A 15,805-nucleotide genomic window follows, 5' to 3' on the forward strand; every position below is an offset into this window, starting at 1 on the left:
ATAGCATCTCCTCGTGTTGATTATTTTGGTTGGCTGACCAATATTTATTCTAGCACGTAGAGATGCATTTTTTGTGACAATGGTAGAACCTTTTCTGAACCATACGCATAGCGTATGGTTTTCTTTTCAAGAAAAAAAAGACAAAGCTGTTATGATCTTAGCTTTGTCTTTTATGTGTTAGTCATCATGTATACGACATCCTACTACTAACGTTTATATATTCGAATTTTTATTTCATAATAATCTTCATGATCTTTGTCTTTATGCTCAACATGTAGTCCTGTTTGTTGAATCGCTTGGATACTTTTGCCTACCTCATCTCGTGCTTGAGTGACATCTTGTGCAAAGCGAAGGTTTTGTGCTTTGACTTTTTCGGGCCCCGTTTTTTGGCGTACTCTATCTTCAGTCTGTTTCACATTTAGCTTTTGTGCAATGACTTGCTCAATCAACGCTTCTTGTTCGCTATCAGACAATGATAATACCGCTCTCGCATGGCGTTCAGTAATTTTACCTTCTCTTAAGCGAAGTAGTACTTTCGGCGCCAACTTCAATAAACGCAACTTATTTGCAATAAAGCTTTGACTTTTACCTAAACTTTTTGCCAATTCACTTTGCGTTGTATCACCAATTTCCAATAATTTCTTATAGGCTTCCGCTTCTTCAACAACAGACAAATTTTCTCTTTGAATATTCTCAATTAATGCAACAACAGCCGTCTCTTCATCATCCATATCACGAATAATAACGTCTGCTTGAGGTAAATTTAGTGATTGTATTGCTCTAAATCGGCGCTCTCCAGCAATAATTTCAAACATATCTTCTTCAATCGGTCTTACAACAATAGGTTGTAGTAAACCATGTTCATGTATTGATTCAGCAAGTTCTTTAATTTTATTTGGTTCAAACACCTGTCTTGGTTGATAACGGTTGGGAACGATACGTTCAATTTGAATGGATTCAACATTACTATTGCGATCTTCTTCAATATGTCCAATGATGTCATCTTTGTTTTTCAAACCAAATAATTTTGAAAAAGGTTTTTTCATTATCCATTCGCTCCTTTTATGTTAGTTGTAAAGGATTATGCATTATTTTTCAAGTAAAGGAGTCTTATTAGGCGTCCCTGGTTTTCTTGGATACTTTTTCGGCGTCTGTCTTTTTTTATCAATAATGAACATCTGGCGCTCTCCAGCATCTTCTGGCAATTCAAAGGTATGTGTTTCTGTAACATTACCACCTAACACACTAATTGCAAATTTTGCTTCTTCTAATTCTTCTTCACCTTTTGAAGATTTTAATGCAACAAACTGTCCACCTTTTTTAACTAGCGGTAAGCACAATTCACTTAACACGGATAATCTAGCTACTGCTCTTGCAGTAACAACATCATAAGACTCCCTGTAGACACCCTTACCAAATGTTTCTGCTCTATCGTGTATAAAGCTGACATCCTGTAATTGTAATTCTGACGCTAAATGGTTTAAAAATTGAATACGCTTATTTAATGAATCAACAATCGTCACTTTTAACTGCGGAAACATTATTTTTAACGGAATACTTGGAAAACCAGCTCCAGCGCCTACATCACATATACTTATAGGCTGATTAAAATCAAAATAAAAACTAGGTGCAACGGAATCATAAAAATGTTTCAAATATACATCGTGTTCATCTGTAATACTTGTCAAATTCATCTTTTCATTCCATTCAACAAGTAAACGATAATATGTTTGAAACTGTTGTTTTTGAGTCTCAGTTAATTCAATATTATGTTCTTTTAATTGTTCTGCTAACCATTCTACAGTCATTAGTCACTCACCCTTTGGAGTTTACCTTGTTCTAAGTAAATCAATAATATAGATATGTCTGCTGGATTTACCCCTGATATTCTAGAAGCTTGTGCAATATTTAAAGGTTTTACTTCTGATAATTTTTCTCGCGCTTCAGTCGCCAAACTATCAATCTTACTATAATCTAAGTCTTCTGGAATTTTCTTCTCTTCCATACGCTTAACTTTCTCAACTTGTTGTAGTGATTTATTGATATAACCTTCATATTTTGTTTGTATTTCTACTTGTTCTTCAACATCTGCATTCAATTGATGTTCTTCTTCTAAAATTTCTAAAATTATATCGTAAGTCATTTCAGGTCTGCGTAATAAATCGATAGCTAAAATACCATCTTTTAAGCGAGAACCACCATGTTGTTCAATAATCGCTTGCGTATGTTCGTTTGGTTTAATACGAATATCTGATAAACGCTTAATTTCCGCATCAATTTGCTGACGTTTTTCATTAAAACGTGCATATCGTTCTTCAGAAATCATACCAAGTTCATATCCCATATCCGTCAATCTCAAATCAGCATTATCATGACGTAGTAACAAACGATATTCTGCACGTGATGTTAGTAAACGATAAGGTTCATTAGTACCTTTAGTTACAAGATCATCGATTAAGACACCAATATATGCATCTGAACGACTTAATATCTTTTCGCCTGTGTTTAACACTTTACCTGCAGCGTTAATACCTGCCATCAATCCTTGTCCTGCTGCTTCTTCATAACCAGATGTACCATTAATTTGACCTGCAGTGTATAAGTTTTTAATCATTTTCGTTTCAAGTGTAGGCCATAACTGCGTTGGCACAATCGCATCATATTCAATTGCGTAGCCGGCACGCATCATATCTGCTTTTTCAAGACCTGGTATCGTCTCTAACATTTGACGTTGCACATGTTCAGGAAGACTTGTAGATAATCCTTGCACATATACTTCATTTGTATTACGACCTTCAGGCTCTAAGAAAAGTTGATGTCGCGGCTTATCATTAAATCGAACAAATTTATCTTCAATTGAAGGGCAATAACGTGGCCCGGTTCCTTTAATCATCCCTGAATACATTGCAGATAGATGTAAATTATCATCGATAACTTTGTGTGTTTCAGCATTAGTATACGTTAGCCAACATGGCAATTGATCTAATATATATTCTGTTGTTTCAAAGCTGAATGCACGACCTACATCGTCACCTGGTTGTATTTCAGTCTTCGAATAGTCAATTGTTTTTGAATTTACACGCGGTGGTGTACCTGTTTTAAAACGAACAATATCAAAACCAAGTTCTCTTAAATTGTCTGATAATGTGATTGATGGTAATTGGTGATTTGGTCCACTTGAATACTTCATATTACCTAAAATGATTTCACCACGTAAAAATGTTCCCGTTGTAATAATTACTGCTTTAGATAAATACTCTGTACCAATATTTGTACGTACACCTTTAACTTCATTATCTTCTATAATAAGTTCGTCTACCATACCTTGCATTATATGCAAATTTTCTTCATCTTCAATCACGCGTTTCATTTCTTGTTGATAAAGTACTTTATCTGCTTGCGCTCTTAGTGCTCTTACAGCAGGTCCTTTACCTGTATTTAACATTCTCATTTGAATGTGTGTTTTATCGATTGTTTTTGCCATTTGTCCACCTAAAGCATCAATTTCACGAACAACGATACCTTTAGCTGGTCCACCTACAGATGGGTTACATGGCATAAATGCAATATTATCTAAATTTATTGTTAGCATTAATGTTTTAGCACCACGTCTTGCAGATGCTAAACCTGCTTCTACACCTGCATGTCCCGCACCTATAACGATTACATCATATTCTTGAACCACAATATAAACCTCCTTATTTGATATCTTACTAGCCTTCTTAAGACGGTATTCCGTCTATTTCAATTACTATTTACCTAAGCAGAATTGACTGAATAACTGATCGATGAGTTCATCACTTGCAGTCTCACCAATAATTTCTCCTAATATTTCCCAAGTTCTAGTTAAATCAATTTGTACCATATCCATAGGCACACCAGATTCTGCTGCATCAATCGCATCTTGTATCGTTTGTCTTGCTTGTTTTAATAATGAAATATGTCTTGAATTAGAAACATAAGTCATATCCTGATTTTGTACTTCTCCACCAAAGAACAAATCTCGAATTTGTATTTCTAATTCATCAATACCTTCTTGTTTTAACATTGAAGTTTGAATTAATGGCGTATCACCTATCATATCTTTAACTTCATTAATATCTATGTTTTGCTCTAAATCCATTTTATTAACAATTACGATTACATCTTCATTTTTAACCACTTCATATAATGTGTAATCTTCTTGAGTCAATGCTTCGTTATTGTTTAATACAAATAAAATTAAGTCTGCTTGGCTAAGAGCCTTTCTAGAGCGTTCAACACCAATCTTCTCTACTATATCTTCTGTCTCGCGTATACCAGCAGTATCAACTAATCTTAATGGCACGCCACGAACATTGACGTACTCTTCTAAGACATCTCTTGTAGTACCTGCTACCTCAGTTACAATCGCTTTATTATCTTGTATTAAATTATTTAACATCGATGATTTACCTACGTTTGGTTTACCAACAATAACTGTAGATAAACCTTCACGCATAATTTTACCCTGCGCACCGGTATCTAATAAACGATTAATTTCCTGTTTGATTTCTTTAGACTGCTCTAAAAGAAATTCAGTAGTCGCATCTTCAACATCATCGTATTCAGGATAATCAATATTCACTTCTACTTGAGCGAGTATCTCTAATATAGATTGACGTTGTTTTTTGATTAAGTCACTTAGACGACCTTCAATTTGATTCATCGCAACCTTAGAAGCTCTATCTGTCTTCGAGCGAATAAAGTCCATAACTGCTTCAGCTTGAGATAAATCAATACGACCATTTAAAAAGGCTCGTTTTGTAAATTCACCTGGCTCAGCCATTCGAGCGCCATATGTCATAGTAAGTTCCAGCACTCTATTAATCGTTAATATACCACCATGACAATTAATTTCTATAATATCTTCGCGTGTAAATGTTTTTGGCGCTCTTAACACAGACACCATAACTTCTTCAACCACTTCTTTAGACTCTGGATCAATAATATGACCGTAATTAATCGTATGTGATGGAACATCATTTAAAAGATGTTTTCCTTTATATAATATGTCTGCAATTTCAACGGCTTGCGGTCCAGACAATCGAACAATTCCAATTGCCCCTTCACCCATTGGTGTTGAAATACTCGTAATTGTATCTAAATCCATATTGCTACTCGCCTCCTTCAACGATGTGAATACATTTTAAAGTAAGTTATTATAACCCTAAGGTAAGTCTTACGTTTGTCTGAGGTAAGACTTCGGGAGGTGTTGAGTGGTTAATGTTTACCTTCCCCTACCCTATCATTACTTAATTTTTTTATTAAAAACTTTGGCAATTTTAAGTACGTGCTCAAGACTATTCTGTATTTGTAAAGTCGTCATATCTTTAGCTGGCTGTCTTGCTATTACAATAATATCTTTGGCCAATATATGCGACTTATGTACTTTGAAATTTTCACGTATTGCTCTTTTAATCTTGTTTCTTAACACTGCATTACCTAGTTTTTTAGAAACACTAATACCTAAGCGAAAATGGTCTATTTCTTTATTATTACAAGTGTATACAACAAATTGTCTGTTGGCTACAGAATGACCTTTTTTATATATTCTCTGAAAATCTGCATTCTTTTTAATTCGGTAAGCTTTTTCCAATAACATCACTCGCTTATTTATCGTTTTTATTTGAAGCTATATTTAAACTTCTATTGAGCTTATAACATAAATTTCTATTTATTCTTAATTTAAACGAAAAAAAAGATCACTGATGAGTCAGTGATCTTATGCAGATAAAACTTTACGGCCTTTACGACGACGGCGCGCTAAAACTTTACGGCCATTTTTTGTGCTCATGCGTTTTCTGAAACCATGAACTTTACTATGTTTACGTTTATTTGGTTGATAAGTACGTTTTACCATGCAAAACACCTCCATCTTTATACAGTTATCTAATATACCAGATTATGCAGACTCTGATCACTTTAATAGATAAGATTTTGCGTTTCTTAGATTAAAATTCTCGTATTAGCTCATTGATTATCTAGTCATAATTCAAGCAACTACTACAATATAACAAAATCCTTTTTATAACGCAAGTTCATTTTATGCTACTGCTCAATTTTTTTACTTTTATCGATTAAAGATAGAAATACACGATGCGAGCAATCAAATTTCATAACATCACCATGAGTTTGGTCCGAAGCATGAGTGTTTACAATGTTTGAATACCTTATACAGTTCTTATACATACTTTATAAATTATTTCCCAAGCTGTTTTGATACACTCACTAACAGATACTCTATAGAAGGAAAAGTTATCCACTTATGCACATTTACAGTTTTCAGAATTGTGGATAATTAGAAATTACACACAAAGTTATACTATTTTTAGCAACATATTCACAGGTATTTGACATATAGAGAACTGAAAAAGTATAATTGTGTGGATAAGTCGTCCAACTCATGATTTTATAAGGATTTATTTATTGATATTTACATAAAAATACTGTGCATAACTAATAAGCAGGATAAAGTTATCCACTGATTGTTATTAACTTGTGGATAATTATTAACATGGTGTGTTTAGAAGTTATCCACGGCTGTTATTTTTGTGTATAACTTAAAAATTTAAGAAAGATGGAGTAAATTTATGTCGGAAAAAGAAATTTGGGAAAAAGTGCTTGAAATTGCTCAAGAAAAATTATCAGCTGTAAGTTACTCAACTTTCCTAAAAGATACTGAACTTTACACGATCAAAGATGGTGAAGCTATCGTATTATCGAGTATTCCTTTTAATGCAAATTGGTTAAATCAACAATATGCTGAAATTATCCAAGCAATCTTATTTGATGTTGTAGGCTATGAAGTAAAACCTCACTTTATTACTACTGAAGAATTAGCAAATTATAGTAATAATGAAACTGCTACTCCAAAAGAAACAACAAAACCTTCTACTGAAACAACTGAGGATAATCATGTGCTTGGTAGAGAGCAATTCAATGCCCATAACACATTTGACACTTTTGTAATAGGACCTGGTAACCGCTTTCCACATGCAGCGAGTTTAGCTGTGGCCGAAGCACCAGCCAAAGCGTACAATCCATTATTTATCTATGGAGGTGTTGGTTTAGGAAAAACCCATTTAATGCATGCCATTGGTCATCATGTTTTAGATAATAATCCAGATGCCAAAGTGATTTACACATCAAGTGAAAAATTCACAAATGAATTTATTAAATCAATACGTGATAACGAAGGTGAAGCTTTCAGAGAAAGATATCGTAATATCGACGTCTTATTAATCGATGATATTCAGTTCATACAAAATAAAGTACAAACACAAGAAGAATTTTTCTATACTTTTAATGAATTGCATCAGAATAACAAGCAAATAGTTATTTCGAGTGATCGACCACCAAAGGAAATTGCACAATTAGAAGATCGATTACGTTCACGCTTTGAATGGGGGCTAATTGTTGATATTACGCCACCAGATTATGAAACTCGAATGGCAATTTTGCAGAAGAAAATTGAAGAAGAAAAATTAGATATTCCACCAGAAGCTTTAAATTATATAGCAAATCAAATTCAATCTAATATTCGTGAATTAGAAGGTGCATTAACACGTTTACTTGCATATTCACAATTATTAGGAAAACCAATTACAACTGAATTAACTGCTGAAGCTTTAAAAGATATCATTCAAGCACCAAAATCTAAAAAGATTACCATCCAAGATATTCAAAAAATTGTAGGCCAGTACTATAATGTTAGAATTGAAGATTTCAGTGCAAAAAAACGTACAAAGTCAATTGCATATCCGCGTCAAATAGCTATGTACTTGTCTAGAGAGCTTACAGATTTCTCATTACCTAAAATTGGTGAAGAATTTGGTGGGCGTGATCATACGACCGTCATTCATGCTCATGAAAAAATATCTAAAGATTTAAAAGAAGATCCTATTTTTAAACAAGAAGTAGAGAATCTTGAAAAAGAAATAAGAAATGTATAAGTAGGAAACTTTGGGAAATGTAATCTGTTATATAACAGCACTAATAATAACTGTCATTTTTTACATTTCTATATACTAATGTGGCAAGATGAGCAAAACTCATTTTGTGGATAATGTTTAAAAGTCATACACATCATACACAAGTTATCAACATGTGTATAACTTCGCCAAATCTATGTTTTTAAGACTTATCCACCAATCCACAGCACCTACTACTATTACTAAGAACTTAAAACCTATATAATTATATATAAACGACTGGAAGGAGTTTTAATTAATGATGGAATTCACTATTAAAAGAGATTATTTTATTACACAATTAAATGACACATTAAAAGCTATTTCACCAAGAACAACATTACCTATATTAACTGGTATCAAAATCGATGCGAAAGAACATGAAGTTATACTAACTGGTTCAGACTCTGAAATTTCAATAGAAATCACTATTCCTAAAACTGTAGATGGCGAAGATATTGTCAATATTTCAGAAACAGGCTCAGTAGTACTTCCTGGACGATTCTTTGTTGATATTATAAAAAAATTACCTGGTAAAGATGTTAAATTATCTACAAATGAACAATTCCAGACATTAATTACATCAGGTCATTCTGAATTTAATTTGAGTGGCTTAGATCCAGATCAATATCCTTTATTACCTCAAGTTTCTAGAGATGACGCAATTCAATTGTCGGTAAAAGTGCTTAAAAACGTAATTGCACAAACGAATTTTGCAGTGTCCACCTCAGAAACACGCCCAGTACTAACTGGTGTGAACTGGCTTATACAAGAAAATGAATTAATATGCACAGCGACTGACTCGCACCGCTTGGCTGTAAGAAAGTTGCAGTTAGAAGATGTTTCTGAAAACAAAAATGTCATCATTCCAGGTAAGGCTTTAGCTGAATTAAATAAAATTATGTCTGACAATGAAGAAGACATTGATATCTTCTTTGCTTCAAACCAAGTTTTATTTAAAGTTGGAAATGTGAACTTTATTTCTCGATTATTAGAAGGACATTATCCTGATACAACACGTTTATTCCCTGAAAACTATGAAATTAAATTAAGTATAGACAATGGGGAGTTTTATCATGCGATTGATCGTGCATCTTTATTAGCACGTGAAGGTGGTAATAACGTTATTAAATTAAGTACAGGTGATGACGTTGTTGAATTGTCTTCTACATCACCAGAAATTGGTACTGTAAAAGAAGAAGTCGATGCAAACGATGTTGAAGGTGGTAACCTGAAAATTTCATTCAACTCTAAATATATGATGGATGCTTTAAAAGCAATCGATAATGATGAGGTTGAAGTTGAATTCTTCGGTACAATGAAACCATTTATTCTAAAACCAAAAGGTGACGACTCAGTAACGCAATTAATTTTACCAATCAGAACTTACTAAAAATAAATATAAATAAAGGATGACGTGATTAATTAAAACGTCATCCTTTATTTTTTGGCAAAAATAATTCTAGATGCGTATGTAAAATAAATTTGACAGCATTTTAAACAGCAAATAAAAGACGCCAATTAAATTTATGACAAATGTATCCAAAATTTAATAAGTGTGCTTATATGCCCTTTAAATTTAAAATTTTAATAGTCAATAACAAGTTGAATATAAAAGTTAAACGCCGTTAAATAGCGTTAAAAAATTGAAAATGACAGTATTGCCCAAAAATAAGAATTAATTATTTATATGTAAACGGTTTCTACCTCTATTTTAAATGAAATTTGTGACAAAAAAAGGTATAATATATTAATGACATACAAAGAAATGGAGTGATTATTTTGGTTCAAGAAGTTGTAGTAGAAGGAGACATTAATTTAGGTCAATTTCTAAAAACAGAAGGGATTATTGAATCTGGTGGTCAAGCAAAATGGTTCTTGCAAGACGTTGAAGTATTAATTAATGGAGTGCGTGAAACACGTCGCGGTAAAAAGTTAGAACATCAAGATCGTATAGATATCCCAGAATTACCTGAAGATGCTGGTTCTTTCTTAATCATTCATCAAGGTGAACAATGAAGTTAAATACACTCCAATTAGAAAATTATCGTAACTATGATGAGGTTACGTTGAAATGTCATCCTGACGTGAATATCCTCATTGGAGAAAATGCACAAGGAAAGACAAATTTACTTGAATCAATTTATACCTTAGCTTTAGCAAAAAGTCATAGAACGAGTAATGATAAGGAACTCATACGTTTTAATGCTGATTATGCTAAAATAGAAGGTGAGCTTAGTTATAGACACGGCACGATGCCATTAACAATGTTTATAACTAAAAAAGGTAAACAAGTCAAAGTGAATCACTTAGAGCAAAGTCGACTAACTCAATATATTGGACACCTCAATGTGGTTCTATTTGCGCCAGAAGATTTGAATATTGTAAAAGGCTCTCCTCAAATAAGACGACGCTTTATAGATATGGAGTTGGGCCAAATTTCTGCTGTTTACTTAAATGATTTAGCTCAATACCAACGTATTTTAAAGCAAAAGAATAATTACTTAAAGCAGTTACAATTAGGCCAAAAAAAGGACTTAACAATGTTGGAAGTATTAAATCAGCAGTTTGCTGAATATGCAATGAAAGTAACTGATAAACGTGCACATTTTATTCAAGAGCTAGAGTCGTTAGCTAAACCGATTCATGCTGGTATCACAAATGATAAAGAAGCGTTGTCGCTAAATTATTTACCTAGTCTTAAATTTGATTATGCTCAAAATGAAGCGGCACGACTTGAAGAAATTATGTCTATTCTTAGCGATAATATGCAAAGAGAAAAAGAACGAGGCATTAGCTTATTCGGACCACATCGAGATGATATAAGTTTTGATGTGAATGGCATGGATGCTCAAACATATGGTTCTCAAGGACAGCAACGTACAACGGCTTTGTCCATTAAATTAGCTGAAATTGAGTTAATGAATATCGAAGTTGGGGAATATCCCATCTTATTATTAGACGATGTACTCAGTGAATTAGATGATTCGCGTCAAACGCATTTATTAAGTACGATTCAGCATAAAGTACAAACATTTGTCACTACGACATCTGTAGATGGTATTGATCATGAAATCATGAATAACGCTAAATTGTATCGTATTAATCAAGGTGAAATTATAAAGTAACAGAAAGCGATGGTGACTGCATTGTCAGATGTAAACAACACGGATAATTATGGTGCTGGGCAAATACAAGTATTAGAAGGTTTAGAAGCAGTACGTAAAAGACCAGGTATGTATATAGGATCGACTTCAGAGAGAGGTTTGCACCATTTAGTGTGGGAAATTGTCGATAATAGTATCGATGAAGCATTAGCTGGTTATGCAAATCAAATTGAAGTTGTTATTGAAAAAGATAACTGGATTAAAGTAACGGATAACGGACGTGGTATCCCAGTTGATATTCAAGAAAAAATGGGACGTCCAGCTGTCGAAGTTATTTTAACTGTTTTACATGCTGGTGGTAAATTCGGCGGTGGCGGATACAAAGTATCTGGTGGTTTACATGGTGTTGGTTCATCAGTTGTAAACGCATTGTCACAAGACTTAGAAGTATATGTACACAGAAATGAGACTATATATCATCAAGCATATAAAAAAGGTGTACCTCAATTTGACTTAAAAGAAGTTGGCACAACTGATAAGACAGGTACTGTCATTCGTTTTAAAGCAGATGGAGAAATCTTCACAGAGACAACTGTCTACAACTATGAAACATTACAGCAACGTATTAGAGAGCTTGCTTTCTTAAACAAAGGAATTCAAATCACATTAAGAGATGAACGTGATGAAGAAAACGTTAGAGAAGACTCCTATCATTATGAGGGCGGTATTAAATCTTATGTTGAGTTATTGAACGAAAATAAAGAACCTATTCATGATGAGCCAATTTATATTCATCAATCTAAAGATGATATTGAAGTAGAAATTGCGATTCAATATAACTCAGGATATGCCACAAATCTTTTAACTTACGCAAATAACATTCATACGTACGAAGGTGGTACGCATGAAGACGGATTCAAACGTGCATTAACGCGTGTCTTAAATAGTTATGGTTTAAGTAGCAAGATTATGAAAGAAGAAAAAGATAGACTTTCTGGTGAAGATACACGTGAAGGCATGACAGCAATTATATCTATCAAACATGGTGATCCTCAATTCGAAGGTCAAACGAAGACAAAATTAGGTAATTCTGAAGTGCGTCAAGTTGTAGATAAATTATTCTCAGAGCACTTTGAACGATTTTTATATGAAAATCCACAAGTCGCACGTACAGTGGTTGAAAAAGGTATTATGGCGGCACGTGCACGTGTTGCTGCGAAAAAAGCGCGTGAAGTTACACGTCGTAAATCAGCGTTAGATGTAGCAAGTCTTCCAGGTAAATTAGCCGATTGCTCTAGTAAAAGTCCTGAAGAATGTGAGATTTTCTTAGTCGAAGGGGACTCTGCCGGGGGGTCTACAAAATCTGGTCGTGACTCTAGAACACAGGCGATTTTACCATTACGAGGTAAGATATTAAATGTTGAAAAAGCACGATTAGATAGAATTTTGAATAACAATGAAATTCGTCAAATGATTACAGCATTTGGTACAGGAATCGGTGGCGACTTTGATCTAGCGAAAGCAAGATATCACAAAATCGTCATTATGACTGATGCCGATGTGGATGGAGCGCATATTAGAACATTGTTATTAACATTCTTCTATCGATTTATGAGACCGTTAATTGAAGCAGGCTATGTGTATATTGCACAGCCACCGTTGTATAAACTGACACAAGGTAAACAAAAGTATTATGTATACAATGATAGGGAACTTGATAAACTTAAATCTGAATTGAATCCAACACCAAAATGGTCTATTGCACGATACAAAGGTCTTGGAGAAATGAATGCAGATCAATTATGGGAAACAACAATGAACCCTGAGCACCGCGCTCTTTTACAAGTAAAACTTGAAGATGCGATTGAAGCGGACCAAACATTTGAAATGTTAATGGGTGATGTTGTAGAAAACCGTAGACAATTTATAGAAGATAATGCAGTTTATGCAAACTTAGACTTCTAAGCGCTGTGAACTGAACTTTTGAAGGAGGAACTCTTGATGGCTGAATTACCTCAATCAAGAATAAATGAACGAAATATTACCAGTGAAATGCGTGAATCATTTTTAGATTATGCGATGAGTGTTATCGTTGCTCGTGCATTGCCAGATGTTCGTGACGGTTTAAAACCAGTACATCGTCGTATACTATATGGATTAAATGAACAAGGTATGACACCGGATAAATCATATAAAAAATCAGCACGTATCGTTGGTGACGTAATGGGTAAATATCACCCTCATGGTGACTCATCTATTTATGAAGCAATGGTACGTATGGCTCAAGATTTCAGTTATCGTTATCCGCTTGTTGATGGCCAAGGTAACTTTGGTTCAATGGATGGAGATGGCGCAGCAGCAATGCGTTATACTGAAGCACGTATGACTAAAATCACACTTGAACTGTTACGAGATATTAATAAAGATACAATAGATTTTATCGATAACTATGATGGTAATGAAAGAGAGCCGTCAGTCTTACCTGCTCGATTCCCTAACTTGTTAGCCAATGGTGCATCAGGTATCGCGGTAGGTATGGCAACGAATATTCCACCACATAACTTAACAGAATTAATCAATGGTGTACTTAGCTTAAGTAAAAACCCTGATATTTCAATTGCTGAGTTAATGGAGGATATTGAAGGTCCTGATTTCCCAACTGCTGGACTTATTTTAGGTAAGAGTGGTATTAGACGTGCATATGAAACAGGTCGTGGTTCAATTCAAATGCGTTCTCGTGCAGTTATTGAAGAACGTGGAGGCGGACGTCAACGTATTGTTGTCACTGAAATTCCTTTCCAAGTGAATAAGGCTCGTATGATTGAAAAAATTGCAGAGCTCGTTCGTGACAAGAAAATTGACGGTATCACTGATTTACGTGATGAAACAAGTTTACGTACTGGTGTGCGTGTCGTTATTGATGTGCGTAAGGATGCAAATGCTAGTGTCATTTTAAATAACTTATACAAACAAACACCTCTTCAAACATCATTTGGTGTGAATATGATTGCACTTGTAAATGGTAGACCGAAGCTTATTAATTTAAAAGAAGCGTTGGTACATTATTTAGAGCATCAAAAGACAGTTGTTAGAAGACGTACGCAATACAACTTACGTAAAGCTAAAGATCGTGCCCACATTTTAGAAGGATTACGTATCGCACTTGACCATATCGATGAAATTATTTCAACGATTCGTGAGTCAGATACAGATAAAGTTGCAATGGAAAGCTTGCAACAACGCTTCAAACTTTCTGAAAAACAAGCTCAAGCTATTTTAGACATGCGTTTAAGACGTCTAACAGGTTTAGAGAGAGACAAAATTGAAGCTGAATATAATGAGTTATTAAATTATATTAGTGAATTAGAAGCAATCTTAGCTGATGAAGAAGTGTTATTACAGTTAGTTAGAGATGAATTGACTGAAATTAGAGATCGTTTCGGTGATGATCGTCGTACAGAAATTCAATTAGGTGGATTTGAAGACTTAGAAGATGAAGACTTAATTCCAGAAGAACAAATAGTAATTACTTTGAGCCATAATAACTACATTAAACGTTTGCCGGTATCTACATATCGTGCTCAAAACCGTGGTGGTCGTGGTGTTCAAGGTATGAACACATTGGAAGAAGATTTTGTCAGTCAATTGGTAACTTTAAGTACACATGACCATGTATTGTTCTTTACTAACAAAGGTCGTGTATACAAACTTAAAGGTTATGAAGTGCCTGAGTTATCAAGACAGTCTAAAGGTATTCCTGTAGTGAATGCTATTGAACTTGAAAATGATGAAGTCATTAGTACAATGATTGCTGTTAAAGACCTTGAAAGTGAAGACAACTTCTTAGTGTTTGCAACTAAACGTGGTGTCGTTAAACGTTCAGCATTAAGTAACTTCTCAAGAATAAATAGAAATGGTAAGATTGCGATTTCGTTCAGAGAAGATGATGAGTTAATTGCAGTTCGCTTAACAAGTGGTCAAGAAGATATCTTGATTGGTACATCACATGCATCATTAATTCGATTCCCTGAATCAACATTACGTCCTTTAGGCCGTACAGCAACGGGTGTGAAAGGTATTACACTTCGTGAAGGTGACGAAGTTGTAGGGCTTGATGTAGCTCATGCAAACAGTGTTGATGAAGTATTAGTAGTTACTGAAAATGGTTATGGTAAACGTACGCCAGTTAATGACTATCGTTTATCAAATCGTGGTGGTAAAGGTATTAAAACAGCTACGATTACTGAGCGTAATGGTAATGTTGTATGTATCACTACAGTAACTGGTGAAGAAGATTTAATGATTGTTACTAATGCAGGTGTCATTATTCGACTAGATGTTGCAGATATTTCTCAAAATGGTCGTGCAGCACAAGGTGTTCGCTTAATTCGCTTAGGTGATGATCAATTTGTTTCAACGGTTGCTAAAGTAAAAGAAGATGCAGAAGATGAAACGAATGAAGATGAGCAATCTACTTCAACTGTATCTGAAGATGGTACTGAACAACAACGTGAAGCGGTTGTAAATGATGAAACACCAGGAAATGCAATTCATACTGAAGTGATTGATTCAGAAGAAAATGATGAAGATGGACGTATTGAAGTAAGACAAGATTTCATGGATCGTGTTGAAGAAGATATACAACAATCATCAGATGAAGATGAAGAATAATAAAAAAATAAGACTTCCCTATATGTAGGGAAGTCT

12 protein-coding genes are annotated in these 15,805 nt (G+C 34.2%); 6 read left to right on the top strand and 6 right to left on the bottom strand.

What is annotated here, in order from left to right:
• Nucleotides 1-206: 206 nt before the first annotated feature.
• The 6 genes from noc to rpmH all read right to left on the bottom strand — a co-directional run bounded on the left by noc (nucleotide 207) and on the right by rpmH (nucleotide 5,881).
• Nucleotides 207-1,046, bottom strand: coding sequence for a nucleoid occlusion protein (noc, locus tag IDG65_RS09105; protein WP_000742837.1), 840 nt, complete (start codon nucleotides 1,044-1,046; stop codon nucleotides 207-209).
• A 42-nt stretch (nucleotides 1,047-1,088) separates the two neighbouring features.
• Nucleotides 1,089-1,808, bottom strand: a complete 720-nt coding sequence (gene rsmG / locus IDG65_RS09110) for a 16S rRNA (guanine(527)-N(7))-methyltransferase RsmG (protein WP_000215591.1) — start codon at nucleotides 1,806-1,808, stop codon at nucleotides 1,089-1,091.
• A complete protein-coding gene (gene mnmG / locus IDG65_RS09115) occupies nucleotides 1,808-3,685 on the bottom strand; it encodes a tRNA uridine-5-carboxymethylaminomethyl(34) synthesis enzyme MnmG (protein ID WP_000249657.1) in 1,878 nt (625 codons plus the stop codon). The genes rsmG and mnmG overlap by 1 nt, the downstream gene beginning before the upstream one ends.
• Before the next feature lie 66 nt (nucleotides 3,686-3,751).
• Nucleotides 3,752-5,131 carry a tRNA uridine-5-carboxymethylaminomethyl(34) synthesis GTPase MnmE gene (gene mnmE, locus IDG65_RS09120; protein WP_000362500.1) on the bottom strand — a complete coding sequence of 460 codons (1,380 nt, stop codon included), beginning with the start codon at nucleotides 5,129-5,131 and terminating at the stop codon, nucleotides 3,752-3,754.
• 138 nt (nucleotides 5,132-5,269) lie between these two features.
• Nucleotides 5,270-5,623 (bottom strand): ribonuclease P protein component, encoded by a 354-nt coding sequence (rnpA, locus tag IDG65_RS09125; RefSeq protein WP_001789343.1) that lies wholly within the window; start codon nucleotides 5,621-5,623, stop codon nucleotides 5,270-5,272.
• A gap of 120 nt (nucleotides 5,624-5,743) precedes the next feature.
• Nucleotides 5,744-5,881, bottom strand: a complete 138-nt coding sequence (gene rpmH / locus IDG65_RS09130) for a 50S ribosomal protein L34 (RefSeq protein WP_000240855.1) — start codon at nucleotides 5,879-5,881, stop codon at nucleotides 5,744-5,746.
• Nucleotides 5,882-6,611: 730 nt separating this feature from the next.
• Here rpmH and dnaA point away from each other — a divergent pair.
• The 6 genes from dnaA to gyrA all read left to right on the top strand — a co-directional run bounded on the left by dnaA (nucleotide 6,612) and on the right by gyrA (nucleotide 15,769).
• A complete protein-coding gene (gene dnaA / locus IDG65_RS09135; RefSeq protein WP_001290433.1) occupies nucleotides 6,612-7,973 on the top strand; it encodes a chromosomal replication initiator protein DnaA in 1,362 nt (453 codons plus the stop codon).
• Between the two features lie 277 nt (nucleotides 7,974-8,250).
• Complete coding sequence (gene dnaN, locus IDG65_RS09140) at nucleotides 8,251-9,384, top strand: DNA polymerase III subunit beta (RefSeq protein WP_000969810.1); 1,134 nt, start codon at nucleotides 8,251-8,253, stop codon at nucleotides 9,382-9,384.
• A 380-nt stretch (nucleotides 9,385-9,764) separates the two neighbouring features.
• Entirely contained in the window at nucleotides 9,765-10,010 is a 246-nt protein-coding gene (yaaA, locus tag IDG65_RS09145; RefSeq protein WP_001789359.1) for a S4 domain-containing protein YaaA, read from the top strand.
• Nucleotides 10,007-11,119: a DNA replication/repair protein RecF gene (gene recF / locus IDG65_RS09150; RefSeq protein ID WP_000775113.1), complete on the top strand. Its 1,113-nt coding sequence runs from the start codon at nucleotides 10,007-10,009 to the stop codon at nucleotides 11,117-11,119. Before yaaA ends, recF begins: the two co-directional genes overlap by 4 nt.
• Nucleotides 11,120-11,128: 9 nt before the next feature.
• Entirely contained in the window at nucleotides 11,129-13,063 is a 1,935-nt protein-coding gene (gene gyrB, locus IDG65_RS09155) for a DNA topoisomerase (ATP-hydrolyzing) subunit B (protein WP_000255586.1), read from the top strand.
• A gap of 36 nt (nucleotides 13,064-13,099) precedes the next feature.
• Nucleotides 13,100-15,769, top strand: a complete 2,670-nt coding sequence (gene gyrA / locus IDG65_RS09160; RefSeq protein WP_000819083.1) for a DNA gyrase subunit A — start codon at nucleotides 13,100-13,102, stop codon at nucleotides 15,767-15,769.
• Nucleotides 15,770-15,805 lie beyond the last annotated feature (36 nt).

This window comes from Staphylococcus sp. EG-SA-17 (genome assembly GCF_017151845.1).
Taxonomy (GTDB): Bacteria; Bacillota; Bacilli; order Staphylococcales; family Staphylococcaceae; genus Staphylococcus; species Staphylococcus aureus.